Below are 23,141 nucleotides of genomic sequence, written 5' to 3'. Positions count from 1 at the left end.
GAGACCGGTTGATGAGCGACGCTGATTCGCAGGAAAAGCCCGACCCCGGCTACGTGCAGAAGAACCCTCCCTCTCCCTCCCGGAAAAAGAAGGAAAAAGACGGATACGCCGCCGACTTCTACCCCGGCTTCGTGGCCGGCGTCGTGGTGCGGCGCGAAGGGCAGGAGGACGTGGTGGTGTACCGGCAGGCCGAAGACGACCCCTTCATCCTTCCCGCCGGCAGCGACCGGCCCTTTGAAACGAGCGAATTCGACTTCACGGGCGGAAAGCTGGCGCGGCACTTTCGCCTGACCATCACGGATCCGCACCGGGAAATTGACAGCATCACCGTGCGGCTCAAGGCCCGGTCCGAGCGCCTGGGCGACGCGGAGGGCGAGTTTGAGGAGGTGATGATCCAGGACGGCTCCGTGCTGTGCCCGCCCATGTGCCCGCCCATCATCCCCGGCGGAGGGGGAGACCCCGGCGGAAGCGGCGGCGCCGGATGATGCTGCTGCTGCAGGCGGCCGCCACCCTGCTCATTCTCCCCTTCGGCCTGCTCGCCCTGGCGGCGTGGCGGCGGATGGAGGGCATGCGCTGGGGCCGGCCCGGCGCGGCGTGGTTCCCCACCGGCGTATGCTTCACGGCGGTGGGGGCGTACAGCGGCGCGCAGGCCCTGCTGGCGCCGGTGCTTCAGCGGATGGAGCATGGATCGGCCGCGTACACGGAGGCGGTGCGCTGGTTTCAGGCCGCCAACGTGGGGCGCGGGTGCGGCGTGCTGGTGACCGCGGCGGTGCTCGCCGCGGTCCTCGCCGTTCCCGCCGGGCAGGCGGGGCGGGTGGCGCGCGGGGGCACCGCGCCCATCCTGCTCTCCATCGTGGCGGGAACGGCCGCCGCCGCGCGCTACGCGGACTTCGAGCTGAAGCCGTACATCACCCTGCTGTCGGTCATCGCCGGCGCTACGGTGGTGGTGCTGCTGGCCGTTCTCTTCGTCGGCGTGGCGAGGGACGGCATGGACCAGCTGCTGTGGATGGCGCTGGCCGCGTACTCGGTCAAGGAAGCCCTTTCCGTCTGCCTCTTTCTGCTGCTGGCCTGGTGGTCGGTGGAAATGCAGGCCGCCGCGTGGGTGGCCTTCTACTGGGTCAACGGGCTGGCGATGGCGGGAATGGTGCTGCTGGCGATCCGGCGGCTGCAGCATGCCCGCGCGGGTGCCGTGGTGCCCGCGCTGTTCGAGCGGCTGCACGCCACGCGGACGCGCGCGCCGGGGGAAATGTTCTCCGGCGACTGACCCGGCCCGCCGTATCAGCTCCGGGCGGGAACACTTGCTCGTCCGGGACAATCTGTGCAGATTTACGGCGTCCGCAGCACCCCCTCCCGTTCGTTTCAGAATTCCCGGAGATCCATCATGGCGCAGGACAAAGCTTCCGCGGATCACGTCACCGTGACCGCCGACGCCGACTACGACGTTTCCTTTCACCCCGCGTTCGCCAGCCGCGCCACCGTGCACCGCAAGGACGACGGGTCCGTCAAGGAACTGTACAAGCAGGACCGCAGCAAGCCGGTGAACACGCGCGGCAAGGGACACCCCAAGCGCCACGTGATCACGCTGCGCGGCAAGGGCAACAACCGCGACGTCACCATCACCGTGGACGACCCCAACCACAGCCTGCACAGCCTGTCGTTCGAGCTCTACGACCAGAACCGCACTCCGCTGCAGACCGGAGACTGGAAGGCCACGGAGACGTTCACCATCGAGAACAACGCCAAGACCTGCCCGCCCGACTGCACCGAGCCGGACATCCCCCCGGCCTGACGCGTTCCGCACATGCTGGTTCTGAGCGCCCAGGTCGCGATTTCGCTCTGTCTGCTGCTGTTCGCGGTGCAGGCGCGCCTCATTGCGCGCGACCTGCCCGTGGGCGCGCGCGAGTTCCGCCAGGGCTGGGCGCTGACCGGTCTCGCGTTCCTCATCCAGGGGCTCAACTCCCTGTTCCACGACGGGTTTTCCATCTTTGCCTGGCTTTCCGGGCCCGCGAGCGGCGCGTGGAAGGCCATCCTGTTCTGGCACCCCATCCTGAACCACAGCCGCACCTTTCTGCTCACCACGTTCTGCGTTCTGCTCTGCGCGGCCATGCTCCGCGCGGGCAGGGACGGGGGGCGCGCCCGGCGCGTTCCCGTGTTCGCCATCCTGATGGCGGGAATGGTGGCGGGCGGGCTGGTGGGATGGCAGGAGAACGGCTTCATCAGCGTCACGCACTACAAGTCCGTGGCGCTGTGGGACATCATGGAACTGGGCGCCATGCTGGTGACCCTGTACGTGGGGGTGGCCACCAACCGCATGGACCGCGGGCTGTGGGTGGCGCTGGGCATCAACGCCTTCGTGCTGGCGCTCAGCGTTCTTCTGTTCGCGGCGCTCACCAGCCTTCACCTGTCGGGGCAGTGGTCGCCGCGGCCCAGCCAGGTGCAGATGGCCAAGGCGCTGCTGTACATCATGATGGTGGCCTCCGCCTCCTTTCGCCTGCGGCAGATGCGGCGCGGCGCACCGGTGCGCGGCTTCTTTCGATCCACGGACCGGGCGGTGGCGTCGTTCGAACTGTGACGGCGCTGGACGGAAACGCGAAACGGGCACTCGGTCGAGTGCCCGTTTTTCGTCATCCCGGGAACGCGGATGTCTGGTTACGGTTGTGGAGAGCGGGCCGCGCCGGGTCGCGTGGTGATGTGATGGGTTTCGTTCGGTCGCCGGGCCGGGAGGCCCCTCCCCCGGCCCCTCCCCGTGCAAACTGCCGCACGGAGAGGGGAGGCCTCACGCCGGGATTGGAGGGTGTCGCGAAGGGGAAAGCTCCATCTCCCCGTGAGGCTTGATGGGGGATCCGCTCACGCGGCCAGGGCTCGCGGGTCAGCCGGTGCGCGCGGGGGACCTCCGGACCGGCAGGAGCTGGTGGGACGCGTATCTCGAGTGCGCGCGCTGGCGGATGACGAGGGTTCGCGTCCGGCTACGGCCACTCGCGCATGCGGAGCAGAACGCCGGCCACGATCAGCCAGAACAGGCCGTAGCCCGCGGCCCATATGCTGGGCCCTACAGCGATCATCCCCGCCGCCAGCCCGTCGAACACGTCCGAAAGCGCCAGCTGCGGCGGAAGCAGCAGCGCCACGATCTGGCCCGGCACGCCGGGAAAGGGATTCACGCCCAGGCTCACCGCCTGAAGCAGCACGTAGTTCACCACGTACAGCCCCAGCGCGATCCAGGCGTCGCCGCGCGTCAGCACCGTCAGGGCCGCGATCATTCCGCCATACGCGATCGCGGAGAGCAGCGCCAGGTACAGCCCCATCCATCCCCCCTGAAATTCGCCCCACGCCACCAGCTGCCCCACCACCAGAAAGATGGCGGCGGTGCCCACCGACAGCACCAGCGCCAGCAGCCACTGCACGCCGTAGTAGGCAGTGGGCCGCGTGGGATGCGCAAAGTACATGCGATACCAGCCGCTTGCGCGGTCGCCGGACACCGAGCCGCCCAGCAGAATGATCATGCACAGGCCGGACAGGTTCGACAGGCTGGCCGCGATCCCCATGTAGCCCAGGTCCAGCGTCAGCTCCTCGCCCGCGAGTTCGCCAGCGTGATTGTGAAAGCCGGGTTCCAGCAGGTAGAACATCCACGCCGCCAGGGCCACCAGCGCCAGCCGCGGCAGCATGCCGCGCAGCATGACCGGGATCATGCCGGCCCCCGGCGCTGCGTGCCCGAACTGCGGTAGCGCTCGCGCAGCGATCCGCGCCCGGGCGTCAGCGCGCGCACCACGCCGCCGCGCTCCAGCAGCGTCTGCATGCGCCGGCCCAGGTCGCGCGCGCTCCCCGCCTCCACGCGGAATGCATGGGCTTGGCCGGGAAGGGGAAGCGCGCCGGGAAAGGCCTGCGCCACCAGCCGCGCGCTTTCCGTCCCCTCCACCTCCAGCGTCCACGAGGGCACCGGTCCATCTCCCGCCATGTCGAGCACCTCGTGTACGCGGCCGGCCTGAAGCACGACCACCTGGTCGGCCACGCGCTCCACCTCGTCCAGGTCGTGGGAAGCGAATAGGAGGACGCGCTCGGGGTCCGCCGCGCGCCATTCCGCCAGGATCTCGCGGACGCGCGCCACCCACTCCGGGTCCAGCCCGTCCGTCGGTTCATCCAGAATCATCACCTTGCGGTCCGCCAGCAGCGCCTGCGCCAGCGCCACCCGCTGCAGGTTGCCCTTGGAAAGCGCGCGGATGCGGCGGTCCGCCACGGGGCCCAGCTCCAGCCGCGCGATCTCGCGCTCCACCCTGGGCTCCCAGTCGTCCAGCTCGGCCAGGGCGGCAAAGGTGCGCAGGGCGCCGCGCACCGTCCACCAGGGCGGAATGGTGACGCGGTCGGGGACGTAGGAGACGCCGTGGCGCTCCACGTAGTCGCGGGGGAGCATGCCGCCGATCTCCACGCCCCCGCGCGACGGATGCAGGTATCCCAGCAGCAGCTTGATGACGGTGCTCTTGCCGGCGCCGTTGGGGCCCACCAGGCCCACGGCGCTTCCGGCGGGAACGTGGATGGACACGCCGTCCAGCGCGCGTACCCGTTCCCGCCGCAGACGGGCCAGGGGCCCGCCGAAGTCCTTGCCCACCTCGGTAAGACGAATCATGGGGGGAGCGTACGGCCCGCGCCCCGCATCGCGCAACCCCGGTATGGATCGTGCGCCCGGCGTGCGCCATGAGCCCGTCTTCCGAACCCCCGCTGATGGAACGGCGCACCGAGCCGCGGGGCGGACCCGCGCGCACCGGGCGCAACGTGCTGTTCGCCCTGCTGCGGTGGATCGGCGGGCACGTGCAGGGCTTCTACGCCGCCGTCGGCGCGTTTCTCATCATCGGGCTGGTCATCGTCCTGGTGGGGTCCATCACCTTTGCCGCGCTGGCGGGATGGGTGATGGCGGGCGAGACGCAGCACATCGACGACGCCATCCTGCGGTGGATGGGGGCGCACGGCTCCGAGTCGCTGAACTTCGCCGCGCTGGAGGTGACGGCGCTGGGGGCGCGGCTGGTGGTGTGGATGGTGGTGCTGGTGGCCAGCGCGTTTCTGTGGATCAGCCGGCACCGGTGGTCGGCGGCGCTGCTGTGGATCAGCATGCTGGGGTCCGGGCTGGTGAACATGACGCTCAAGAGCGCGTTCAACCGGCCGCGCCCGGACGTGTTCGAGTGGCGCACGCCGCATGCGGGCACGGCGTCGTTTCCGTCCGGGCACGCCATGACGTCCATGGTCGTGTACGGCACGCTGGGATTTCTGATCGGGCGGCTGATGCCCACGCGGACGCTGCGGTGGCTCACGTGGCTGGTGGCGGGGCTGGTGATCGCGATGGTGAGCCTGTCGCGGCTGTACCTGGGCGTGCACTACCCGTCGGACGTGCTGGGCGGGCTGATGACGGGAACGGCGTGGGCGGTCACCTGCGGGCTGGGCGTGGAGGCGGTGCGCTACTTCCGCTACCGCCGTCCCCAGGTCGCGGCGGAGGAAGCCGACCTGAACGGCGCGCCGCGCAAGCCCGCCGGCTGACGTTCATCTTCTTGGAAACAGCACACCCTCCGCCCGGACCGGGACGGAGGGTGTCGTGTTTCAGGCAGCGGGATTTCCGTCGCCCGGCCTCTTACTTGGGGCGGGGCGCGGCGACCGCCTGCCGCAGCACGGCGGAGGGGTCGTCGTCGGCGGCCACCGCCACCTGCAGATTGCGAAGCAGCCCGTCCTGCAGCCGGTAGATCCACCCGTGGATGGTGACGTCCGCCCCGCGCGCCCACGCGTCCTGCACCACGGTGGTCTGGGCCACGTTCACCACCTGCTCCATCACGTTCAGCTCGCACAGCCGGTCCACGCGGTCCGCCTCGGGCAGTTCGAGCAGTTCGCTCATGTGCTTGTCGCGCACGTCCTTTACGTGGCGCAGCCAGTTGTCGATCAGCCCCAGCCGGTCGTCGCGCAGCGCCGCCGCCACGCCGCCGCAGCCGTAGTGCCCCACCACGAACACGTGCTTCACCTTGAGCACGTCGATGGCGAACTGCAGCACCGACAGGCAGTTGAGGTCCGTGTGCACCACCACGTTTGCCACGTTGCGGTGCACGAACATCTCGCCCGGCAGCATGCCCAGGATCTCGTTGGCGGGCACGCGGCTGTCGGAGCAGCCGATCCACAGAAACTCGGGGCTCTGCGTGGCGACCAGGCGCGCAAAGAAGTCCGGGTCGCGCTCCGTCATGGAGGCGGCCCAGCGCTGGTTCCTGTCCAGGATCGTTTCTTTGAGATTCACGGCGTCTGCGGGGTGCGGGCGTCGGCGGTCAGCGCCCGTCCGCGCTCGCGGCGGGCACGGCGAAATAGCGCGCCGGGTCCCGTTTGTCCAGTCAGACTTCGTGGGTGGGCGGACGATGAACCCCGTTTCACGCGGAGGCCGCGGGGGTTCGCGGAGGTCGCGGGGGAACTGCAGAAGAAGAGCATCACACAGAGTCAGCAGAGTCAACAGAGTACAGATCAACGGAATCGGTTCAGCGCCAAGCCGCCTTCCGTTCTTCTACCGTTAACTCTGTTGACTCTGTGTGATCCCTGTCTGTTGCCGTTACCGCGACCTCCGCGAACCCCCGCGACCCCCGCGTGAGAAGCAGTTCCACAGCGTGGAGCCACGCGGAGCCGTGGTACGCTCTCTGCCGTTCCAGTGGCCTTACCTCAAACCGAACGGACCGTTGATCATCGACTGCCACACGCACCTGAACCGCTACTCCCTGAGCGACCCGCCCACGCTGCGCGAGCGGTACGCGCGGCTGCAGGGGGAGATGGACGAAAACGGTGTCGGCTACGCGCTAGTGCTTTCGTCGTACGTCGTGAACGACGACCGTCCGTCCGCGGATGAACTGCTGGAGCTGGTGGATGGAAACCCGCGCCTGGGCATCGTGGCGGGGGTGGATGTGCCGCGGCTGGGGGCAGACCAGATCGGCCGGCTGAGCGGTCTGCTGCGCTCCGGCCGCATCCGCGCGCTCAAGCTGTACCCGGGGTACCAGCCGTTCTTTCTGACCGACAGCGAAGTGCATCCCGTGTATCGCCTTGCGGCCGAGTTCGGCGTTCCGGTGATGATCCACACGGGCGACACCTACAACCCGTCCGCCCGCATCAAGCACGCGCATCCGCTGCAGGTGGACGATCTGGCCGTGGACTTCCGCGACGTAACGTTCATCATCTGCCACCTGGGAAATCCCTGGTTCACGGATGCCATGCAGGTCATCTACAAGAACGAGAACGTTTTCGGCGACATTTCCGGATTCACGCTCGGCGAGTTTCAGCCGCGGTACGAGCGGCTGGCGCTGGGCAAGGTGAACGAGACGGCGGCGTTCATCAACGATCCCTGCAAGCTGATGTTCGGCACCGACTGGCCCATCAGCGACATCGGCAGCTACGTGCGCTTCGCCGAGCGGCTGGAGATCACGACCGAGGAGCGCGAGGGGTTGATGTGGCGCAATGCCGCGCGGGTGTTCGGCCTGGGCGTGGAGGGAGCGGATGGCCGGCGAGTCTGAACTGCGCACCGTGACGGTGGATGACGAGCGGCTCCCCCTCGCCACGCTGGCGATCGAGCTGATCACGCATTCCATCGGCGACGTGCAGCCGGTGGAGGACCTGCTGACGGAGATCGAGGAGCGGCGGCACAACATGCCCTCCGGCGGCAACTATCACATGCTCGCGATGGTGGATGAGTCCAACCATCCGGTTGCCGCCGCCGCTGGTGTGTATCTGCAGGGGGTGAACGCGGGGTTCATCACCTATCTGGCCGTGCGGCAGGACCAGCGCGGGCGGGAACTGGGACGCACGCTGCGCACGGACCTGGTGAACGCCATGCGCGCCGAGGCACGGGAACGCACCGGGAGCGACCTGGACTGGGTGGTGGGCGAGGTGCGGCGCGAGAGCCCGTGGCTGCGCACGCTGGTGAGCGTGGGCGAGGCGATTCCGTTCGACATGCCGTACTTTCATCCGTGGCAGTCGCGGCGCACGGAGGGAAAGTACGTGCTGTACCGCGAGCCCGTGGCGGATACGCGGCCGGAGCTTCCGCCGGACGAGGTGGCGCGGCTGCTGTACAACATCTACCGCCGCGCGTACCGCATCCGGTTTCCGCTGCAGAGCGACACGTTCGGCTACATGCTCAAGAAGCTGGAAGGGCGCGCGTCGGTTGGCGTCCACCCCGACTTCGTGACCATCGACGGCGCCGACCCGGACGCCGGTCCCGAATCCTGATTCTCGGTCGATCTATGAACGCCCGCGCCGCCTTTCCGCGGCGCGGGCGTCTGATTTATCCACCCCTTCACATCGAGAGCCGGGGAACCGCGCAGAGCCTCGTCGCTCGATGAGAACTCCCCGCGCACCCCCGCCACCCCCGCGTCCTCCGCGTGAAACGGTGTCTGCACAGCCGCGGCCGGCGCTCAACCGGGAAAACAGAAGGGCGGCGCGTGTGCGCCGCCCTTTGTTTGCCGCCTGGAGGCGGGTGTTACATGCCGGCCAGGATCTGCCGGGCGCGCTGCAGGTGCTGCACAACCGCCGGCCGCACGCGGTTCTGCAGCATTTCGCGCATCTGCGGGTCGCGCGTGTTGGGCAGCAGCGTGGTGTCGATGGTGTTCAGCGTCATCTCGTGCCCGCCCACCTGGTGCGTCATGTACGCCATGTCGAACTGGGCGCCGTTCATGGCGCGCAGCATCTCCAGCGTGCGCGGCAGGTTGCGCTTCCAGGTGCCGCTGTGCGCGTTGTCCACCGGGGCCATCCCCTTCTGCTGCAGCAGGGTCTGCATCTCGCGCTCGAACGTGCCGTGCTCGTTCACCATCATCTGCGCGAACTCGCGGACGGCCGCGTTCTGCGTCTTCTGCAGCGCCAGCTGGCTGGTCTGGATCTCGTCCATGTTGGACGCGCTGGCCGAGGCCGCCACGTTGGGGTCGGCGAACGCATCCACGCTGCCGATCATGGCTCCGTTCATCCCCGCGGAACACGCCGCCATCGACAGCGTCAGCCCCAGCGCGGCAAGTGTCTTTCCAGCCTTCATCCCATCCTCCCAGGTCCACGATTCCGGTTCATGATCCAGCCCGCCCGGACGGGCGGCGGATCCAGAGCGGCGCGGACGTTTGGCAAACCTTGCACCGGCTTCCGGAGCAGCGCCCCGCAAACCCGTGCATCTGATCCAGCGGCGGATGTGCAGCGCACGACTGGCTGAAAACGAGAAAGGGCGCCCGCTGCGGGCGCCCTTTCCGTTATCGGTACAAGCCCGGTGCTCACGCGCGAGTGGCGGCGTCCATGATGGCGCGCACCGCTTCCACCTCGTCCAGGTTGATGGTGTGCCCCATCCCCGGATACAGCCGCAGATCCACCTCACCGCCCAGCCGCCGCATGATCTCCGCCGATTCACGGACGCGCGCGGCGGGGATGTGGCCGTCCACGTCGCTGCAGCCCAGGAACACCGGCGTGCCATCGAACGAGCCCGCGTAGTCGCGCGGCGTGCTGTCCGGCCCAATGACGCCGCCGCTGAGCGCCGCCACCCCGCCGTACCGCCGCGCGTGCCGGGCCGCGAACTCCGTCGCCAGGCACGCGCCCTGGCTGAAGCCGAGAAGGACGATGCGCTCCGCCGGGATCCCGGCATCTTCCGCCTCGGCGATGGCGCGCGAAATGGCGTTCATCCCCGACGTGATCCCCGGCTCGTTCTGGGCGATGGGCGACATGAATCCGTACGGGTACCACGTGTTTCCCGCCGCCTGCGGAGCAAGGTACGCCCACTCCGCGCGGTCCAGTTCGCGGGCCAGCCCCATCATTCCCGCCGCGTCGCCGCCGCGCCCGTGCACCATGATCATCGCGCCGCGCGCCGATTCCAGCGGCGCGCCGCCGCGGAGCATCGGCCGCCCCGCGTGCGGATCGGCCGGATTCATTGTCGTCGTCATCATTTCACCCTCATCCCGAATCCGGAAAAAGATCAATCTCACACAGAGCCGCAGAGAAGGAGAGAAGAACGAGCGCGGTCCCCGATCATTCTTCTTTCTCTTCTCTGCGGCTCTGTGTCTCTGTGTGATGCCCTTCTCTGCCGGGCTGGATTCCCGGACGCCGGTTCACGCGATGGGCGTGAGCGCGCCGTCGATCTGCGCGCGTTCCGCTTCCAGCCACGCCGGGAGCATCAATCCGCTCCCCAGCGCGCCCGGCTACTCGTCAACCGCGAAGCCGGGGCCGTCCGTGGCGATCTCCAGCAGCAGCCCGTCCGGCGCGCGGAAGTAGATGCTGCGAAAGTACGTGCGCTCCATGATGGGCGACGGTTCCACGCCCATGGCGCGCAGGTGATCCACCCACGCCGCCTGCTCGTCATCGTCCTTCGCCCGGAACGCCACGTGGTGCGTCTGCCCCACGCCGCCGCGCGCCTTGTTCCAGCTTCCCGGCCAGCCGAAGAGCGTCCACGAACTGTGCGGCGCCACCCGCGTTCCGTCGTACGCGCCCCAGAAGTAGTGCAGCTGATTCGGGTCGTCGCGGTTGACGGTCTTCTTGACCATCGACAATCCCAGCGCCTGCTCGTAGAACTCGCCCGCGCGCACCAGATCGTCGGTGATGCCGCTGATGTGGTGAATGCCGTGCAGCGCCATGTCGGGCGTAATGGACGGCACCGGTTCCGGATGCGTGAGCGCCGCGATGGCCGCCTCGTCGCGGTGGCCGACGACGATGCGCTCCGGCGGCAGCAGCAGCTTCTGGCCCAGCGCCTCCACCGGCTCGTCGATGTCGTAGCCCGGCCCGGCGGTGGCGATCTCCACGATCTGCCCGTCCGGGTCCCGGAAGTACAGGCTGGTGAAGTAGCCGCGGTCGTACGGCCCGCTGGTGTGCACGCCGGCGTCCGTCAGCCGCCGCTTCCACTTGAGCAGCGCCTCGTCCGTCGCCACGCCCAGCGCCACGTGGTGCACCCCGCCAATCCCCGGACGGCCGTGCGGCGCGTCGCCCCACTCAAAGAAGGTGAGGATGGTGCCGGGCGCGCCCGTCTCGTCGCCAAAGTACAGGTGGTACGCGCCGGGATCGTCGAAGTTGACGGTCTTCTTCACCAGCCCCAGCCCCAGCACGTTGCGGTAGAAGCGCGCGGTTCGCTGGGCGTCGGCAGACACCATGGTGATGTGGTGGATGCCCGCGGTGGAAAGCTTCATCGTCCGTCTCCTCGTGTGTCCCGGCCCGTGGGCCCCGCCCGCCGCGGGCGGGGCCGTATTCGATCGATCCGCGGTGGATCAGGCCTTTACGGCCTGGATCTCCAGCGAAATCTTGATGTCCGTGCCCACCATCACACCGCCCGTTTCCAGCACCTGATTGTACGTCAGGCCGAAGTCGCGGCGGTCCACCTTGGTGGTGGCGCTGAACGCGGCGCGCTGTCCGCCCCACGGATCGCCGGCGCGGCCCTCGTCGCTGGTGTGCAGGACGACTTCCTTGGTCACGTCGCGGATCGTCAGGTTGCCGATCACGTCGTAGTGGTCGCCGTCACGCTCCACGCGCGTGCTGGTGAACTTGATGGACGGAAACTGCGCCACGTCAAAGAAGTCCGCCGAGCGAAGGTGCTCGTCGCGCTGCGCCTGCCGCGTGTCGATGCTGGTGACGTCGATCTCCGCCGTGACGGTGGAGTTCAGCGGGTTGGCCTCGTCCAGCGCGATGGTGCCCGTCACCGCGCCGAAGTGGCCGCGCACGGTGCTGATCATCAGGTGCTTGACCGAGAATTCGACCGTGGTGTGCGCCGGGTCGATGTTCCAGGTGGTGACGCCGCTGGTGGCTTCCGTCGAGTTGCTCATGTCGCGATCTCCAGATTTGTGATGTGGGGCCCGGTCCTTCAGGTTCGCTCCGCCGTGGGCCGTTCAGGCGTCGCGATGCTACAGTGCTCTGATTCTTACTTCTAAGATATATGGACGGCGGAAAGATCTATTCTTCCCCCAGGCACGCCTCCGCGGCGTGCCTGCCCAGCGTACGGAGGAGGCTGATGGCCTGCTCCTGCTGCTCCGCCGTCAAACCGTTCAGCGCGTGGGTCAGGGCGCGTGCGTGAACGGGAAAGATCTCGTCCATCCTCGCCTGGCCGTCGGGCGTGAGCGCGGCATAGATGGCGCGCCGGTCCTTGCCGCAGTTGCGGCGCTCCACCAGCCCCTTCTGCGCCAGCCGGTCGATCAGGTACGTCACGCCGCCGCTGGTCACCAGGATCTTGCGCTGCACCTCGCCCAGCATCAGCGGCCGGCCGCCATGGTACAGGGCCTCCAGCACCGCGAATTCGGCCATGGTCAGCCCGTGGCGCGCCGCATCTGCCTGCGCATGCCGCGCGACCGACGACGCGGCCCGGGAAAGCACCACCGACAGCTTGAGCGCCCGATCGATCCCTTCCCTGCTTTCGTCCATCGGTCACCTCTGCGCTAAGAATCACAGAGCTAAGATAATTGAATCCGGCGGATGGTCAACCCCCCCCGGCTCCACGGCGGCCCCCACCCGGGCCGGCACCACCGGCCCACCCTCCCCCAAAACAGACTGGGGGAGGGTTGCGGCGGCCTCTGGTTTCTCCTGAAGGCGGACTGCGGGACGGGGAAGGGCCGGCGGATTGCACTGCCGGTCGCGCGCAAGCGGCGGGGCGGGTAGTTTGTGGGCGTTCCGCGCGATTCCCGTTTTGATGGACCAGGCCGATGACTGACGCGACCACCGCTCCCATTCTGCACCACGCCCGCGTCGTGGGCGCCGGCGCCACGCCCGAGCGGTGGCTGCTGGTGCTGCACGGCATTTACGGAAGCGGCCGCAACTGGGGCACCATCGCGCGGCGGCTGGTGGAGGCGCGGCCGGAGTGGGGCGTGCTGCTGGTGGACCTGCGCAACCACGGCGGCTCTCACGGGTTCAGCGGCCCCCACACCCTTGCCGCCGCCGCCGGTGACGTGGACCGCATGGTGGAAAGCCTGAACTTTCACGCCGCGGCGGTCATGGGCCACTCGTTCGGCGGCAAGGTGGCGCTGATGTACGCGCAGCACCACGCGGACGGCGGGCTCAGGCAGGTGTGGGTGATGGATTCCACTCCCGCCGTGCGCGAGCCCGAGGGGAGCGCGTGGAAGATGATCAACGTCATCCGCGCGCTGCCGCCGGAGTTCGCGTCGCGCGCGGAGGCGGTGGCGGGGCTGGTGGCGGCGGGGTATCCGGAGGGGCTGGGGCAGTGGATGGCCATCAACCTGGAGCCCGTGGACGGCAAGTACCGCTGGCGCGTGGATTTCGACGTGCTCGAGGAGATGCTGCGCGACTTCTTTCGCACGGATCTGTGGGAGACGGTGGTGCGCCCGCCGGCGGGAACGGAGATCCACTTCGTCAAGGCGACGCAGAGCAGCACGCTGGATGACGAGTCGATGCACCGCGTGCAGGCCGCGGGCACGGCGAACGGCCGCGTGCACCTGCACCTGGTGGAGGGCGGGCACTGGATCAACACCGACAACCCCGAGGCGGTTCTGGCGCTGCTGCGCGACAATCTCCCGTGACGGGAAGTGCGTGAGTGCGGGGTGCTGGGTGCGTGAGTGCGAGGGAACGGACGTGCGCGGGGCGGAGTTCGCGGGCGGCCCCCACCCGGGCCGGCACCACCGGCCCACCCTCCCCCAAAAAAGACTGGGGGAGGGTTATTCGGGGCGGAGAGTTTATCTCGATGGGCGGAGTCTCTGCCCGGCGGGACGGTTTCCGGAGCGGATGAATCCGCCGCTCAAACAGCGCCAACCCCCGACACCGGCCGCTGGCGCGTCCGGTTCGGGGCTTCAACCACGATTGGCGTTCCGCGCCCGGCTGGGGTGTGCTCCCTCTCCCACATCTGTGCGTGGGAGAGGGTCGTCGCGCGGAGCGCGCGGGGTGAGGGCGTCACACGGGGACGCGCGCCGAAGCCGGCCTTCGCGCTGAGGTCTCCCCCTCTCCCGCTTGCGGGAGAGGGGGCCGGGGGGAGAGGGGTACCCGCGGCCGCGCCACACCCTCCGAAACGAGATGAGTTGTCCTTCTCCCCTCTCCGTGCGGCAGTTTGCACGGGGAGGGGCCGGGGGAGGGGGGTCAGCCCGCGGACGCGCACCAATCTCGATCTACGCCTGATCTGAAGTATTTTTCTCTGGATGAACGACTGATGATTCTGACCTCGCTGGAAGTCACCACGGCGCTCGCGGAGCGGCGGCCGGTGGTCGCGCTGGAAAGCACTGTTCTGGCGCACGGCCTCCCTCGCCCGCGCAACCTGGAACTCGGCCTGGCCATGGAGCAGGCGGTCCGCGACGGCGGCGCCGTTCCCGCCACGGTCGGCGTCATCGCCGGCGTGCCGCAGGTGGGGCTGTCCGGCGCGGAGATCGACCGCATGGCCAACAGCGACGGCGTGCTGAAGCTTTCCACCCGCGATCTGGCCATCCCCATCGCCCGCCAGTCGGACGGCGCGACGACGGTAGCGTCAACCATGTGGCTGGCGTGCCGCGCCGGGGTGCAGGTGTTTGCCACCGGCGGAATCGGCGGCGTGCACCGCGGCGAGGACCACGACATCTCCGCCGACCTCACCGAACTCGGCCGCACGCAGATGCTGGTGGTCTGCGCGGGCGCCAAGAGCATTCTGGACCTGCCCGCCACGCGCGAGGCGCTGGAAACCGCCGGCGTGCTCGTCGTGGGATACGGGACGGACGAGTTCCCCGCGTTCTACGCGCGCCGCAGCGGCCTTCCCGTGGACGCGCGCGTGGACACGGCGGAGGAAGCGGCCGCGATCTGGCGTGCGCACTGCAACCTGGGAGTGCCCGGCGCCATGCTGCTCTGCGTTCCCCCGCCGGAGGAGCACGCGCTGTCGTCAGAGGATGTGGATTCCGCAATCGCCGCGGCGCTGGAATCCGCGCGTACGGAGGGCGTGCGCGGCAAGGAAGTCACGCCGTACCTGCTGCGCGCCGTCGCCGGGCACACGGGCGGGCGCTCGCTGGAGACCAACGTGGCGCTGCTGCTGAACAACGCGCGCGTCGCTACGGAAGTCGCCGTCGCGCTGGCCGCGGTGCGGTGACCAAGCAGCAGATCCGCGCGGCGGCAAAGGCGGCGCTCGCCGCCATCCCCGCGGAGGAGCGTGCTCGCGCGGAAGCCGACATCGCCGCGCGGGTGTGGACGGTGCCGGAGATCGCCGCCGCGCGCACACTGCTGCTGTACGCCGCGCTCCCCGGTGAAGTATCGACCGATGTGATCGCGGACGAGGCGCGGCGCCGCGGCATCCTCCTCGTCTATCCGCGCTGCCTGGATGACCGGCGGCTCGCGCTGCACGTCGTCGACCGTCACGACGCACTGGTCCCCGGCCGCTACGGCATCCGCGAGCCGGACGTGGACGCGTGCCCCATTCACGAAGTGTCCGCCGTGGACGCGGCGCTGATCCCCGGCTTGGCGTGGGACCGTGGCCGGCAGCGCCTGGGCCGCGGCGCGGGCTACTACGATCGTCTGCTGGCGGATCCCGAGTGGCGCGGCTTCCGCTGCGGCCTCTTCTTCGCCGCGCAGGAAGTCGCGGCCATCCCCGCCGACCCGTGGGATCGACCGATGGACGCCATCGCAACCGATAGCGACCTCATCCGCTGATCGTGTTCGGTGGATGACGCAAAAAGGCCCGGCTCTCATCGGCCGGGCCTTCGTGCATCCCCCACCTCCGCAAACCGCCCTCACGCGGAGGCCGCGGGGGTCGCGGAGGTCGCGGGGGAACAGAAAAAGGGCAGGGGATTCGGTGATCGAAGCTCGTCATCCCCTGTCTTTTCCTATTCCCTATTCCCCATTCCCTATTCCCTGCTGTTCCCGCTGCTCCGCCTCCCGCCCCTCGATCAACCCCCAGATCGTCTCCAGCGAATCCGCGTCTTCGGGGCGCTTGTCCGTGCGCCAGCGCAGCATGCGCGGAAAGCGGACGGCCACGCCGCTCTTGTGACGCGGCGAGCGCTGGATCCCCTCGAACGCCAGCTCGAAGACCAACTCCGGCTTTACCGTCCGCACCGGGCCGAAGCGCTGCGTGGTGTTGCGGCGTACGAAGCTGTCGACTTTGCGGATTTCCTCGTCCGTCAGCCCGGAGTACGCCTTGGCGAAGGGGACCAGTTCGCCCTCCTTCCACACGCCGAACGTGTAGTCGGAATACAGCGACGCGCGCCGTCCGTGGCCGCGCTGCGCGTAGATCAGCACGGCGTCCAGCGTAAACGGCTCCACCTTCCACTTCCACCATCCGCCCTTGCGCCGGCCCACCCCGTACGGCGCGTCCAGCTTCTTGAGCATCAGCCCCTCCGCCGCCCGGCCGCGCGCGTCCGCATAGGCGCGCATCACGTCGTCCCACGACTCCGCCGCGGCAATGGGAGAGAGGAGAAAGCGTCCGGCGGATGGCGTGTTCCGAATCATCTCCTCCAGCCGCGCGCGCCGCTCGGACAACGGGCGTTCGCGGATGTCGATCCCCCCATCCTCCAGCAGATCGTAGGTGAGGAGGACGACGGGGACTTCGGCCAGGATCTTGGCGCCCAGCACCTTGCGCCCGATGCGCCGCTGCAGTTGCGCGAACGGAAGCGGTCCGTCGCGCCACGGCATGATCTCGCCGTCCAGCACGGTGCCGTCCGGCAGCAGCGCGGCGGCCTGCGCCAGTTCGGGAAAGCGCTCCGTAATCAGCTCCTCGCCGCGCGACCAGATGAACGTGGCGCCCGCGCGGCGGATGACCTGCGCGCGGATGCCGTCCCACTTCCACTCCGCCTGCCACTCCGCCGCCTCGCCCAGCGTTTCCGGCTCCGCCTCCAGCGCGTACGCCAGAAAGAACGGGTACGGGCGGCTGAGGTCCGCGTCCCGCGTATCCGCATGAAGCAGGCGCAGGTAGAACTCCGGCGTGGGATCCCACGCGCCCATCATCCGGTGCGCGACGGCGGCTTCCTCCACTCCGCCCAGGCGGGAAAGGGACCGTACCACCAGGCTCTGCGACACGCCGACGCGAAAGCTGCCGGTGATCAGCTTGTTCCACACGTACGCCTGCGCGCCGTCCATCTCCGCCCACGCGCGCTCCACCACGCGCCGCTGCGACTCCTCATCCTCGCCGCGCAGGGGCAGCAGGCGCTCTTCCACCCAGTGGCGCAGCGGCAGATCGCTTGACGCGCCGCTGGCGGGAAGCAGCAGGCTGATGGTTTCCGCCAAGTCGCCCACGGACTCGTAGCATTCCGCGAACAGCCACTCCGGCACGTCCGCCGCCTCCATGGCCCACGCCGCCAGCTTGCGCGCGCCGATCAGCCGCTTGGGCCGGCGGCCGCTCAGGAAATGGACGGCCCACGCCGCGTCCGCGGGATCAGCGGCGGCAAAGTACCGGGCGAGCGCATCCACCTTTTCGCCCGTCTTGGTGGTCTCATCCAGTTCGGCGTACAGCGCGGCGAATGCCTTCACGGGTCCGGTGGATGGCGGGAACGGGATTGCGGACGAATCCGCCTGCCGTGCGTGGAGGTAAGTTGCGTGCCGCGCCGTCGGGGGCGCGGCGGATGAGGCCGGTAGATACGAGGAAGATCGGGGAGAGCTCGATCGGGGATGCAAAACGGCGGGTGCGTTTCCGCACCCGCCGCTCCAGCTACTGTCCCGCGATCACCGGCTCCGCCGGTGGCGCTTCATCCGCCCAGATCCGCTCGCGCACGCGCTCCATCATGTTGACCGTGACGTACGCCACCGCGGCGGCGACCAGGCCGTACTTGCTCAGCACGTACACCGGCCAGATGGATGCCCACACGGCGTTCAGGATGGAATCGGCGCTGAAGCCCCATACCCACTGCAGAAAGCTGTCGCGCACCAGGTCCTCTACGCCGGCGGCCTTCTGCACGCTGTCCATCAGCGACTTCGCCTCGAACGTCAGCCAGAAGCCCAGCCCCACGATGCCGTACGCGCCCTTGCCGAACGAGGCCGCGCGGGCGCGCAGGCTGTCACCGGCGCGGGCGCGGCGGCCGGGCGTGCGCATCCACTGCCACGCCGCGCGCACCGTCCACGCGGCCGCGATCCCCATCAGCCCCGCGCGAAAGCCGAATCCCGGGCTCCACCCGCTGCCCAGCACGCCGCCCGTCACGGTTCCCGCCGCCACAATCACGCCCAGCGCCATCCACCCGCGCCGGTCCATCGACCGCACTACGCGCAGCATGGGCGACCCGTGCACCTGCGCCGCCACCGCGCTCCGCGGCGCGGTGTGCAGCTGGTCCTGGATGGAGGTGGGGCGCGTGCGGGTGGTGGTATCGTTCATCGGACGTTTCCGTTTGCGGCGTGAGCCAGAGTTCCCGGACGACAGCGAAACATAACGGATCAAAGAGCTTCCGTGCAGCGCGCCGCCCCCATGCGGCGGGAATCGTGCTCCCGCCGGTGGCCGGCCACCCTACGCCGCTGCGGACAGAAAGGTTGCAGCGGGCGGACTTGTGCCTCCGCGTCGCGATTCATATCGTGACGGTGAGTATCTGCTACTCTCTGCTACGCCCGTCCGTACTCCCGCTCCATCGAACGCGGCGCGACCGCCGCCGTTCATCCGTGATCCACTCCCTGTCCGGAGACGACCGCCGTGTCCCACGCCAGCACCGCAACCGCCACCGCCCTCACCTTTGCACCCAGCGAGCTCGTTCTGCTGAACGGAGAGCGCTTTGCTCCCGAAGCCGGCATGCTGACGGGAAAGGAAGAACTGCTCACCACCGGCGCCAAGGTACACTCGGAAAAGCTGATGGATGCCGCCGTGCACGCGGCGGTGTGGGCGCTGGTGGAGGCGGGCACCGTGCGGCTGGAGACGCGAAAGGGAAAAGCGCTCTTCGGGCTGATCAAGACGGAAAAGACGCACCTGGTGCGGGGCGCGGGCGGCAACCCGTTCCCGCCACGGACGCTGGAGTCGTTCCTGGCGGAGCAGGCCGGGACGGAGCCGGAGCTGGATGCCGCGCTGGCCGCCTACATCGGCGCGGAGACCACGGATGTGCCCGGGCGCGTGCTGGGGATCATCAAGGCGGGAATGGGCGAGCGCAACCTGCTGGACGTGGAGCAGAAGAAGGTGCTGATGGTGTTCTCCTCCGTGGGCTACTCCCTTCCCGCCGGCACGCGCGACCTCGCTGCGCGCGAGCCCGTGGAGCCGATCATTCAGCGCGCGGCGCGGGCGGAGCAGACGCAGTCGGAACTGTACCGGGCGGTACACAAGGCCATCGACTCCGCGACCGTGCAGATGACGCCCAGCCAGAACGACTGATCAACGAGCGGGCGGGTCATCGTTCTGGCCAGCGTCTGCGCCCGTCTTTCCTCGGAGAGGCGGGCGCTCTTTCGAAAGCATGGAACAAGCGAGGCAGGTCGCCCGGGCGTACCGGGACCTCAGCCCCAAGCCGCGTCCCATTGCAGCGCAGAGGGAAGTCCCCGTCGCACTCTCGTACTCTCGTACTTCCGCACTAACGCACTAACGCACCCAGCACTCACGCACTTCCGTTCTCCACCGGCTCCCGCAGCTCCGCCACCAGCCGCAGCACCGCCTTCCGGATCGGCCCCATCAGCGGCAGCGTGCTCAGCGAGATCACGCGGGCGATCAGGTCCACCGTGCGCTCCATCAGCCGCCACGTGCGCACGCGGCCCGGCGAGCGGTCGTGGATCCAGAAGAGCACGATCCCCATGTGGTACAGCCAGAGCAGCTCCGGCAGCTCCGCCTCCAGGTCCTTGGGCATCTTGCGGTCTTCCGCGCCGCGCAGCACCTCGGCGAAGAGGCAGGTGGCCTCCTCCCGCGTCGGCCCCGACTCCTCGCTGAACGGGTTGAGCGGACTTTCCGGGTCCGCCGCCGTCCGGAAAAGGACGCCGGCGAAGCGGTGGTACGGCTCAATGGTCTGCAGCTTGGTGCGCATTACCCCGCGCAGCCGCTCGCGCAGCGTGGTTTCCGTCCGCAGCACCTCTTCCGTCACCGCCAGGTGCTCTACGTGCGTTCGATGGTAGAACGCCTGAACGAGCTGTTCCTTGCTGCGGAAATAGTAGTACGTGCTCCCCAGCGACATCCCCGCCTGCTCGGCGATGGCGCGCATGGTGGTGTCCTCGTACCCCCGCTCGCGGAACAGCTGCAGCGCCGTCTCCAGGATCAGCGCCCGCGTCTGCTCGCCCTTGGCCGTCTTTCCCGCCGGCTCCGCCATCTCCGCTCCCGCGCTGGTGTGCGCCCAAGCTGCGGTCCCGGCGGAACGGTGCGCAATCCCCATCACCCTCTCTGCTCCCGGAAGCCGGCGGCCGCGAACCCGCAGCGGACGGGGCCGGTATCCGCCGCCGCATCGACGAGGAAGGCGCTCATCATCTCACCGCGCGTACATCGCCGTCGTGACGGCCAGCAGCACGCCGGGCGCGGCGGCAACGATCCACTCCGTTTCCGTCGGACGCGCGTGCTCGACCAGGTGAACCGCGGCCGCCCAGCCGCCCAAGGCGGCGCCAAGCACGATCCATCCCGGCAGGGAGTCGCGCGTCAGCGGACCCGCGAAGGAGAGCGGCACGGCTGCGCACAATCCCGCTCCACAGAGGGCGATCTCACGCTTCCACTCCGGATGGAGGGCCGCCAGCGGCGTTACGACCGCGAGGAACATCGCCCCGAACAGCGCGAAGGGGATGATCCACAGCAGGTACGTGAGTCCCAGTCCCCACAGCCCGTCGTGCAGATCCGGCACCTTATCCTGCATCCACAGCACGCCCAGCATGGCGGCGCCGCTCACCGGCAGCACGCACCCCACCAGCAGGGCCACGTTGTACCCGAACCGCCCCATCCCCCCGGCCGCGCGGCGCGGACGGGGGTGCGCCTGCGTGCTCATGCGTAGCGCTCGGCGGGGGCGGTCCTGTGCGCCCGGCGCAGGCGGCTGAACACGTACAGGTTGAAGAAGTGCATTCCGCCCAAGACGAACAGCACCACGCCGATCTTGCCCGCCAGCATCTCGATGGCGCCCTGCGCCCCGATCACCTCGCCCTTCTGCCGCAGCGCCATGCACACGAACGAGAAGTTGACCAGGTAGAAGCCGACGACCAGCAGGTGATTCACCGACATGGCCAGCTCCGTGTCGCCGTGAAACACGTCCACCAGAAAGCGCTGCCCGTTCTGAAACAGCGTGCGGGCCACCCACATGGTGAGCGCGATGCTGACGGCCAGGTACACGGCGTACGCGATGACGATCGTATTCATCCGTCCCTCCTCTTTGCTGATTTGAACGCGTTCAACTTCCGTGAGACAAGGATATGCGCCGGACGATCCAGAGTCAAGAGTTTTATTGAACGCGTTCAACATCCGCAGAAAATGCAGGATTCTTCTCTCGATTTTCCAGGCGAGGTCCTCAACAACGAAGAGCCGCCCGCACGGTTCCTGTGCGGGCGGCTCTCGGGTTCGTGGATGCGGATCGTCTGTCACACGGCTGCGGCGAGGTCCGGCCACACACCCGCCGCGGCGCCGCGATCGTGACGGGATGGTGCCGGCACGATTGCGGATCTGACGAACGCGGTGGCGATGATCCGGGCCGGAGAAACGCGCGGCTGGGGCGGAGTGCGCGCGGCGGCGGCGATTCCATGCTGGAACGAGGGTGGCGTGCATCGTGCATTCGCCCCGCCTTTCGCCTCCGGGCGCCAATTCGCGAACGCACTCATTTCAGCCGGCCCGCCACCCTGCCCCCATGGCATCCAGGAAAGAGCGGAAGGAAGACGACGACCCGTTGCGGACCACCGTAAGCAGGATCGCCGACGAGGCGGGCGCGCGCTCCGTCGCCGTGGCGTACCACGACTACGAAACGCGCACCGCCTGGAGCTTCCGCGGCGACGAGTGGTTCCACGCGGCCAGCACCATCAAGGTTCCCGTGCTGCTGGGCGTGTTTCGCGCCGTGCAACAGGGCGACCTGAACCTCAATGCGCGGGTGCACGTCCGCAACCGCTTTCTGAGTGTGGCGGATGGCTCGTCGTTTCGTCTTCAAGCCGGGCGCGACGCCAACAGCGAGGTGCAGTCGGCCATCGGCAGGACCATGAAGGTGGATGAACTCGCCTTCCACATGATTACCACCAGCAGCAACCTGGCGACCAACCTGCTCATCGAGATCGTGGGCGTCGACCGGATCCGCGAGACGCTCAAGGATCTGAACTTGGACGACGGCGTGGAGTTTCGGCGCGGGGTGGAGGACGAGCGGGCGTACGAGGCGGGGATCAGCAACCGGTGCACGGCGGATGGCATGCTGCGGGTGCTGCGCGCCATTGAAGAGCGCAAGTCGTTCAGCGCGCAGGCGTCGGAGCGCATGCTTGAGATTCTGCACGCGCAGGTGTTTCGCAGCGGCATTCCCGCCGGGCTGCCGGACGACGCCCGCGTGGCGCACAAGACGGGGGAAATCAGCACCGTGGCCCACGACGTGGGGATCGTCTACCTGCCCAAGCGCAAGCCGTTCGCGCTGGTGGTGCTGACGGAATGGGACGCGCAGAAGACCTCGGGCCGCAGCGACACCATCGCCCGCATCACCGCCGCGGTGTACGAGCGGCTGACGGGAAAGGGGGGCGCCTGATGTCCAACCTGCGCGTGGTGGATGCCACCCGTCTGCCCAAGGTGTACCGCGATGTCCTTCGCCCGGGCGAGCTGATGCACGACCGCGAGGGGCGCGCGCGCCGGCTGCCGCGGTGGTTCTTCGAGGTGCCGTCGTGGGAGGCCGCGCTGGAAACGGACCTGGCCCCGCACTTCAAGGTGTGGGAGTTCCTGAACGTGGACGTGCGCGAGCACGAGGTACAGCGCCTGCGCTGGCCGCGCTACCTGCCGCTGGGCGTGTCCATGCTGGCCGCCGCGCTCGAAATGCTGCGCGCGCACGTGGGCACCTACGTGCACGTGGCCGCCAACGGCGGATACCGGTCGCCCGCGCACCGGCTCACCCATCACGCGTCCACGCACCTGTGGGGCACCGGGGTGAACCTATACCGCATCGGTGACGACTGGCTGGACGACGAAAAGACGATCAACCGGTACAGCCGCATGGCGCGCAGCCTGTCGCCCGGCATCTTCGCCCTGCCGTACGGGCACGGCGTGGGGGAAACGGATGACCAGCTGCACCTGGACCTGGGGTACGTGGCGGTGGTGCCGCACGGCGCCCGCAGCGAGGTGGATTCCGCGGACATCCGCGTGGATGAAGACGAAGGACCCGTCGCGGAGCCGCTGCGGGGCACGGATGAGGACGAGACTGAAACCGATCGATAAC

General features: G+C 68.8%; 26 protein-coding genes. 13 read left to right on the top strand and 13 right to left on the bottom strand.

The genetic code is table 11. The annotated features are described in order from the left end of the window. Positions 1 to 11 precede the first annotated feature (11 nt). The 4 genes from HNQ61_RS24220 (at position 12) to HNQ61_RS24205 (ending at position 2,572) form a co-directional block, all read left to right on the top strand. Entirely contained in the window at positions 12 to 485 is a 474-nt protein-coding gene (locus HNQ61_RS24220) for a hypothetical protein (RefSeq protein WP_170032946.1), read from the top strand. After that, the gene (locus tag HNQ61_RS24215) at positions 482 to 1,264 is read left to right on the top strand and encodes a hypothetical protein (protein WP_170032944.1); all 783 of its coding nucleotides are present in this window, start codon (positions 482 to 484) and stop codon (positions 1,262 to 1,264) included. Before HNQ61_RS24220 ends, HNQ61_RS24215 begins: the two co-directional genes overlap by 4 nt. Positions 1,265 to 1,381: 117 nt before the next feature. Then, on the top strand, positions 1,382 to 1,789 hold the full coding sequence (locus tag HNQ61_RS24210) for a hypothetical protein (RefSeq protein WP_170032942.1): 408 nt from the start codon (positions 1,382 to 1,384) through the stop codon (positions 1,787 to 1,789). A gap of 12 nt (positions 1,790 to 1,801) precedes the next feature. Beyond that, on the top strand, positions 1,802 to 2,572 hold the full coding sequence (locus HNQ61_RS24205; RefSeq protein ID WP_170032940.1) for a hypothetical protein: 771 nt from the start codon (positions 1,802 to 1,804) through the stop codon (positions 2,570 to 2,572). A 394-nt stretch (positions 2,573 to 2,966) separates the two neighbouring features. On the opposite strand, the gene HNQ61_RS24200 is transcribed toward HNQ61_RS24205, so the two are convergent. Together HNQ61_RS24200 and HNQ61_RS24195 are read right to left on the bottom strand one after the other, a co-directional pair. Beyond that, entirely contained in the window at positions 2,967 to 3,686 is a 720-nt protein-coding gene (locus HNQ61_RS24200) for a hypothetical protein (protein ID WP_170032938.1), read from the bottom strand. Then, positions 3,683 to 4,618, bottom strand: coding sequence for an ABC transporter ATP-binding protein (locus HNQ61_RS24195; protein WP_170032936.1), 936 nt, complete (start codon positions 4,616 to 4,618; stop codon positions 3,683 to 3,685). Before HNQ61_RS24195 ends, HNQ61_RS24200 begins: the two co-directional genes overlap by 4 nt. Before the next feature lie 95 nt (positions 4,619 to 4,713). Between HNQ61_RS24195 and HNQ61_RS24190 the strand changes: the two genes are divergently transcribed. Continuing rightward, complete coding sequence (locus HNQ61_RS24190; RefSeq protein WP_170032934.1) at positions 4,714 to 5,520, top strand: phosphatase PAP2 family protein; 807 nt, start codon at positions 4,714 to 4,716, stop codon at positions 5,518 to 5,520. Positions 5,521 to 5,611: 91 nt separating this feature from the next. On the opposite strand, the gene can is transcribed toward HNQ61_RS24190, so the two are convergent. Next, on the bottom strand, positions 5,612 to 6,259 hold the full coding sequence (gene can / locus HNQ61_RS24185; RefSeq protein WP_170032932.1) for a carbonate dehydratase: 648 nt from the start codon (positions 6,257 to 6,259) through the stop codon (positions 5,612 to 5,614). Between the two features lie 427 nt (positions 6,260 to 6,686). On the opposite strand from can, the gene HNQ61_RS24180 reads away from it, so the two are divergent. Continuing rightward, the gene (locus HNQ61_RS24180) at positions 6,687 to 7,511 is read left to right on the top strand and encodes an amidohydrolase family protein (protein ID WP_170032930.1); all 825 of its coding nucleotides are present in this window, start codon (positions 6,687 to 6,689) and stop codon (positions 7,509 to 7,511) included. Then, complete coding sequence (locus tag HNQ61_RS24175; RefSeq protein ID WP_170032928.1) at positions 7,495 to 8,223, top strand: GNAT family N-acetyltransferase; 729 nt, start codon at positions 7,495 to 7,497, stop codon at positions 8,221 to 8,223. The genes HNQ61_RS24180 and HNQ61_RS24175 overlap by 17 nt, the downstream gene beginning before the upstream one ends. 250 nt (positions 8,224 to 8,473) lie before the next feature. Here HNQ61_RS24175 and HNQ61_RS24170 read toward each other — a convergent pair whose 3' ends face one another. The 5 genes from HNQ61_RS24170 to HNQ61_RS24150 all read right to left on the bottom strand — a co-directional run bounded on the left by HNQ61_RS24170 (position 8,474) and on the right by HNQ61_RS24150 (position 12,360). Then, positions 8,474 to 9,019 (bottom strand): DUF4142 domain-containing protein, encoded by a 546-nt coding sequence (locus tag HNQ61_RS24170; RefSeq protein ID WP_170032926.1) that lies wholly within the window; start codon positions 9,017 to 9,019, stop codon positions 8,474 to 8,476. A gap of 226 nt (positions 9,020 to 9,245) precedes the next feature. After that, the gene (locus HNQ61_RS24165) at positions 9,246 to 9,905 is read right to left on the bottom strand and encodes an alpha/beta hydrolase (protein ID WP_170035883.1); all 660 of its coding nucleotides are present in this window, start codon (positions 9,903 to 9,905) and stop codon (positions 9,246 to 9,248) included. 255 nt (positions 9,906 to 10,160) lie between these two features. Next, positions 10,161 to 11,138, bottom strand: a complete 978-nt coding sequence (locus tag HNQ61_RS24160) for a VOC family protein (protein WP_205761279.1) — start codon at positions 11,136 to 11,138, stop codon at positions 10,161 to 10,163. Between the two features lie 78 nt (positions 11,139 to 11,216). Next, entirely contained in the window at positions 11,217 to 11,768 is a 552-nt protein-coding gene (locus HNQ61_RS24155) for a YceI family protein (protein WP_170032924.1), read from the bottom strand. Positions 11,769 to 11,895: 127 nt separating this feature from the next. After that, positions 11,896 to 12,360, bottom strand: coding sequence for a MarR family winged helix-turn-helix transcriptional regulator (locus HNQ61_RS24150; RefSeq protein WP_170032922.1), 465 nt, complete (start codon positions 12,358 to 12,360; stop codon positions 11,896 to 11,898). A gap of 278 nt (positions 12,361 to 12,638) precedes the next feature. On the opposite strand from HNQ61_RS24150, the gene HNQ61_RS24145 reads away from it, so the two are divergent. The 3 genes from HNQ61_RS24145 to HNQ61_RS24135 all read left to right on the top strand — a co-directional run bounded on the left by HNQ61_RS24145 (position 12,639) and on the right by HNQ61_RS24135 (position 15,546). Further along, a complete protein-coding gene (locus HNQ61_RS24145) occupies positions 12,639 to 13,469 on the top strand; it encodes an alpha/beta fold hydrolase (RefSeq protein ID WP_170032920.1) in 831 nt (276 codons plus the stop codon). Between the two features lie 620 nt (positions 13,470 to 14,089). Beyond that, complete coding sequence (locus HNQ61_RS24140) at positions 14,090 to 14,989, top strand: pseudouridine-5'-phosphate glycosidase (RefSeq protein WP_170032918.1); 900 nt, start codon at positions 14,090 to 14,092, stop codon at positions 14,987 to 14,989. Next, positions 14,986 to 15,546, top strand: coding sequence for a 5-formyltetrahydrofolate cyclo-ligase (locus HNQ61_RS24135; protein WP_170032916.1), 561 nt, complete (start codon positions 14,986 to 14,988; stop codon positions 15,544 to 15,546). Before HNQ61_RS24140 ends, HNQ61_RS24135 begins: the two co-directional genes overlap by 4 nt. A 180-nt stretch (positions 15,547 to 15,726) precedes the next feature. On the opposite strand, the gene HNQ61_RS24130 is transcribed toward HNQ61_RS24135, so the two are convergent. Both HNQ61_RS24130 and HNQ61_RS24125 read right to left on the bottom strand, forming a co-directional pair. Further along, positions 15,727 to 17,358 (bottom strand): ATP-dependent DNA ligase, encoded by a 1,632-nt coding sequence (locus HNQ61_RS24130; protein ID WP_170032914.1) that lies wholly within the window; start codon positions 17,356 to 17,358, stop codon positions 15,727 to 15,729. Positions 17,359 to 17,536: 178 nt separating this feature from the next. After that, the gene (locus HNQ61_RS24125) at positions 17,537 to 18,193 is read right to left on the bottom strand and encodes a hypothetical protein (RefSeq protein ID WP_170032912.1); all 657 of its coding nucleotides are present in this window, start codon (positions 18,191 to 18,193) and stop codon (positions 17,537 to 17,539) included. A 309-nt stretch (positions 18,194 to 18,502) separates the two neighbouring features. Between HNQ61_RS24125 and HNQ61_RS24120 the strand changes: the two genes are divergently transcribed. Then, positions 18,503 to 19,168, top strand: a complete 666-nt coding sequence (locus tag HNQ61_RS24120) for a hypothetical protein (protein WP_170032910.1) — start codon at positions 18,503 to 18,505, stop codon at positions 19,166 to 19,168. Positions 19,169 to 19,385: 217 nt separating this feature from the next. Here the strand turns inward: HNQ61_RS24120 and HNQ61_RS24115 are convergent, their stop codons facing one another. The 3 genes from HNQ61_RS24115 to HNQ61_RS24105 all read right to left on the bottom strand — a co-directional run bounded on the left by HNQ61_RS24115 (position 19,386) and on the right by HNQ61_RS24105 (position 21,109). Next, complete coding sequence (locus HNQ61_RS24115; RefSeq protein WP_170032908.1) at positions 19,386 to 20,084, bottom strand: TetR/AcrR family transcriptional regulator; 699 nt, start codon at positions 20,082 to 20,084, stop codon at positions 19,386 to 19,388. A 156-nt stretch (positions 20,085 to 20,240) separates the two neighbouring features. Continuing rightward, the gene (locus tag HNQ61_RS24110; protein WP_170032906.1) at positions 20,241 to 20,744 is read right to left on the bottom strand and encodes a hypothetical protein; all 504 of its coding nucleotides are present in this window, start codon (positions 20,742 to 20,744) and stop codon (positions 20,241 to 20,243) included. Next, a complete protein-coding gene (locus HNQ61_RS24105; RefSeq protein WP_170032903.1) occupies positions 20,741 to 21,109 on the bottom strand; it encodes a hypothetical protein in 369 nt (122 codons plus the stop codon). The genes HNQ61_RS24110 and HNQ61_RS24105 overlap by 4 nt, the downstream gene beginning before the upstream one ends. A gap of 481 nt (positions 21,110 to 21,590) precedes the next feature. On the opposite strand from HNQ61_RS24105, the gene HNQ61_RS24100 reads away from it, so the two are divergent. Both HNQ61_RS24100 and HNQ61_RS24095 read left to right on the top strand, forming a co-directional pair. Then, on the top strand, positions 21,591 to 22,460 hold the full coding sequence (locus HNQ61_RS24100; protein ID WP_170032901.1) for a serine hydrolase: 870 nt from the start codon (positions 21,591 to 21,593) through the stop codon (positions 22,458 to 22,460). Next, positions 22,460 to 23,140 carry a hypothetical protein gene (locus HNQ61_RS24095; RefSeq protein ID WP_170032899.1) on the top strand — a complete coding sequence of 227 codons (681 nt, stop codon included), beginning with the start codon at positions 22,460 to 22,462 and terminating at the stop codon, positions 23,138 to 23,140. Before HNQ61_RS24100 ends, HNQ61_RS24095 begins: the two co-directional genes overlap by 1 nt. Position 23,141 lies beyond the last annotated feature (1 nt).

It is taken from the genome of Longimicrobium terrae (genome assembly GCF_014202995.1).
GTDB classification, from domain to species: domain Bacteria; phylum Gemmatimonadota; class Gemmatimonadetes; order Longimicrobiales; family Longimicrobiaceae; genus Longimicrobium; species Longimicrobium terrae.
Note: the sequence above shows the minus strand (reverse complement) of the source record. Positions and strands in the feature narration are given on the sequence as shown.